Origin of the sequence: Gemmatimonas sp. (genome assembly GCF_041689975.1) — a bacterium.
Taxonomy (GTDB): domain Bacteria; phylum Gemmatimonadota; class Gemmatimonadetes; order Gemmatimonadales; family Gemmatimonadaceae; genus Gemmatimonas.
In genome coordinates this window covers 1-4,096 of record NZ_JBDNFF010000192.1, presented here as the reverse complement: position 1 = coordinate 4,096, position 4,096 = coordinate 1, and the positions used below count along the sequence as shown (strand labels likewise).

Below are 4,096 nucleotides of genomic sequence, written 5' to 3'. Positions count from 1 at the left end.
AGCTGCGTCACGGTGCCGGCCACTTCGGCGCGCAGTTTCACGGCCGCATCGGAGCGAATCTGCCCCGTGGTCGTTACCCTCAGCACCAGATCACCGTCGCGGGCTTCCTCGGCCATCACCGGTAGCGCCAGCGCCGGGCGGCCCGCTTCCTCGACCGACTCCTGGGCGGCGGTGGAGGTGGCGCTCGCGGAATCGGCCGTGCCTGCGGCATCGCCTTTGTTGCAGGCGACGAGCGCGAGGGCGACGAGCGCGGATGCGAGGAAGGGCATGCGGCAAGACCGACGGATCACGCGACGAGTGCGAAGGGGAGTGAGCATTGGTAGGAGCAGCAGCGAAGCCAGCACCCGCGGGGACGCGGCGCTTGAGGATATCACGCAATAGGTGTCGCCCCGGCGGCCAAAAAGTGCTCGCGGGTCTTATGGACAAGTATGTGGGTCGGGGCCGAATCGCGCGATAGCGGAAGTACGCGGGCGGGGTCGTTTGAACGCGAGATCGACCCGCTAAATGCTGCTACAGACCAGCGAGGACGGCGCCTTTGATCGACTAAGAGATCAAGAGCCGCTGCGGCGCTCAAACCACACGACACACGCCAATGCAGCGAAAGCAGACAGCGCGGTGAAAAAGAGCGACCATCTTAGCATACGCTGTTCCACTGCGCTCCGACCCTGTCGAATGACTTCACGCACGCTCGCACGCCGCTCATCGAGCAGGCGAGTTTCAACGTCCGATCGTGGCAGATTCCCGCCATTCGGCTGGAGCGGGTTCAGCATCCGTGCTTGCCAAACCAACTCGCCATCAGTCGCGAGGGAGAGTGGCAGGTTCCGTACAGAGACTGGTTGTCCCGCCAGCCGATCGTGCATGTCACGAAGTGTCACTACGGTTGCCGAGTCTTGAGAAACGCCGGACTCGACCAGCGCCATCCACCGCTGGCGGCCAATCTCGTGCCTATCGTCAACTCGTTCAGTCACTCTGCGATCCAGCGTCGAAAACAAGCACGCAGAAAACGTCGCCACGACTGCTGCGGCAACACTCACACGCAACCGAATCCCAGCCGAGGTCGGTCGTAGCAACCGTTCGATCATTCCCCTAACCGTCGGCATGATCAGGCGCTCGCGCGTGCATCGCGCACATCGGATGTGTATACGATCCGGTGATGTTCACCGTCGTGAAGTTGAAGGGAACGGGTATCGACGAACAGTCTGCACTCCGTCCTCGTTCGTATACGAAAAATAGACGTGCTGCCGACCTATCAAGATCAGCGACAAGTCACGAGATACGGATACCGCGCCGGCATACTGTCCTGAGCCGTCTAGCAGATCGTAGGTCTTTGTCGCTTCGGTCGCGGGTGCGGGCCGTAGCGTCCAGACCGTACCCGTTGGTGAAGAAAGTACGCCGCGCAAGAATGCTGGCTTCGCCTTCGGCCACTCGGTTAGAGGCATATCCTGAAGTGGCGCGCCCGGCTTCCGAGAACCAGCACTCCGTGCTCGCGGTGCAGATCCGCTCCCGCCCATAACGAATATGCTGCCGGCGACGACCTGAGCCGCCCTAAAGGCGGACTTCTCGGATTCGTTAACGATGATTGTCGGCCTACTTAACGGTTTGCCTATCCGTGTTCGTCCCGACAGTTCAATAATCTTCACCGACTTGGTCTGTGTTTGAAGCACGAACAGAGAACCATTAGGGACGATTGCCACTTGATCTTCAGCTGCGAACGGCCGCGTACTCATCAGCTGGATTTCTCCGGGACCGACAGTTCGCGACGCTGACGCGCGACCAGAAGGAACGACGATCGTCGTGACTGTGTCGACCTTCCAGTCGCGACGACGTACGCGGACAACTGGAACCTGTAGAGGACCCTTCGAGGACAATGATACTTCCTGACCCTGATTCAGCGCGAAGTACAGGTTGCCTACCATGTCCGAGCCGATGATCGATTGTTGCAGCATCAGCCCGCCGATGGATCCGAATGCGACGGTAGAGCCGAAATTGAGGTTTGCGTCGATCGGCAGCCAACGCGCGTTGGCGACGTCGGTGATCCACACCGTGTCTTGCGCAACGGCAAGCAAGTTCGACGGGAATAGAAGTTCTCGCGGACCACTCCCCTGCCTGCCGATAGGCCGCGACATGTTTGGCTCAAACGTGAGGGCGGTTACCGTTCGGTCTGCACCGTCCAACACCACAATCCAAGCGCTCGAAAGTTCCCGCGCCGATGTGATCCGCGAAAACTCAGTGGGATGAGCAGTGAATGTTGATGCGAGGGGGCGAGGCGTCGGCAGGTCACTCGTGGTTTGAGCGCCAACGTTTGCCGTGACGAGATTGAGCGCTCCGAAGAGCGACCACGCGGCACGTACCACAACTTGTGGCCAATTTCGCATAGTTAAAACCACGATAAAAAGGGATGGCGGTGCGGCGCGAGTTGAACAACGCTCGCGCCGCATTCTCAGTCAACTCGCTTGTACGAAGCAACAGGTGTCGGGCCCCGGTAACCGACAAGTGCTACCACCGCACCAATCGAAAAAAATCCAGTCATGATAGGTTTTACTAACGAATTCCTGCGCGTCGGCGGTTGATGGCACCGTCGCGATTGCCACGGGCGACACAGCCAGCGCGACGGCAGCAAATCCGAATAGCCGAGTGAAACGACGCATATGCACCTCGATTTGATGATTATAGCCGTCTAAGCGATGGTTTCCCATCGCCAAGAATCGGCCAAGCTAGACAACGGAGAAGTAGGATACCTCTGCTACCAGTCACATTCGCGACCTCCTTGCTGCAAGTTCTGCACGAACCGCGCCTATTAGGACACTTCCGCTGTCCTCCGCCATCAGGCGGACGAACGTGGGTCGGGTGGCCTGAGTCCAGCGATTTTTGATACGGCGACCGTTCAGAAGCAGCATCGATGGGGATACGAGTTTGCCCCCACCGTCAGGGCGGACGATTGCGATGTGCGCCGCGATTCGCTCATCGCGGAACACCGCCCGAACGGCTTGTGTGTCGGGTCCGATGACGAACGCGACAAGTTGCACGGAGTCGCCGAACAAGGCTTTGGTGCGTCGCCAGATGTAAGCAGGCGACGCGCAAGTCGCACAGTCGCGATCACGAATTACCCACGCTATCCGCACCACGCTATCGTCCGGAACCAGTTGTGTCTCATCAGTCCATCCAAGCCTCTCGCGCGATGTGCTGGCGGGAATGGCCACGATGTCGTGGATTGCGAATGGCCCGCTGACAAGAAGTACGAGCAGAGCAACGGCTTGACGTCTCATCTTGGCCTTCCCCAATGAAGATCCAAATGATTTCGCTGAATCGCGTCAATGACTTGCGTAATGAAGACACCGTCGCGCGCACCTAGAATTACATCTTTTGATGCAGAAATCACGCGCGGTGTCGACGCGCGAAGATCGCCGATCATCGGGGTATAGCGAACTGCCTGGCCTGATCCCCTAGCCACCTCCGCCAGAAAGTGGTTCTCGTCAATCAGTGCAACGGTCGAGACACGTGTGAGCTCTCCCAACTGCTCCGAGCGCAATCGCGAGGTCGCCTTACGGAGAACGCTCGGAACATGTAGCTGAAGGTTCATGAAGTGCGACTTCAGCAGCAGCCCCGATTTCGCGTCTAGGAGGAAGAGCGTGTCAATAACCGAATTTGAAGCGACAATCCTCTCGTGATACATCGCGATCCGGGTTCGGCTATAGCTGTTGACAACGTTTTTTGGCATGACCAAAGTTGGCGATGGTGCGCTCCACCTTTCGATTCCGGAGCGCGTATCGATCGCCCGCAACCAACTCGGCTTCGGCTGACTCAGCGCTTCCGTCGGTCCTCCAATGAGAAGCGTCGTGTCATTCAGTGCCACCATGTCCTGGACCGCGACATTGGGTAGAGATAGCTTTCGTACGAATCGTGCGGCCGCAGAATCGAAGAGCATCAATCCGTTCATCGCGTCCGCGACCCAGTAACCTTCTTGCGTCTTCGCGAGCGCGATCGGTACACGCAGAAGACCTGCAGAATCGCCACGTTGCGCGAATTCCCACACGAGTTTACCAGTACGCTGGAAGTGCGCTACCCGAACAGCTCGGGGGTCTGCAAGTAGGATTGT

General features: G+C 58.7%; 3 protein-coding genes. All 3 read right to left on the bottom strand.

Features of this window, described 5'->3' with window-relative positions; translation table 11 throughout:
• Window positions 1-269, bottom strand: a 269-nt coding sequence (locus ACESNG_RS12185; protein WP_373069171.1) for a hypothetical protein, incomplete at its 3' end; no start/stop codon positions are given.
• Window positions 270-1,157: 888 nt separating this feature from the next.
• The gene (locus tag ACESNG_RS12180) at window positions 1,158-2,066 is read right to left on the bottom strand and encodes a hypothetical protein (RefSeq protein ID WP_373063302.1); all 909 of its coding nucleotides are present in this window, start codon (window positions 2,064-2,066) and stop codon (window positions 1,158-1,160) included.
• Window positions 2,067-3,262: 1,196 nt separating this feature from the next.
• The coding region (locus ACESNG_RS12175) for a hypothetical protein (protein WP_373069169.1) at window positions 3,263-4,096 on the bottom strand (834 nt) is incomplete at its 5' end.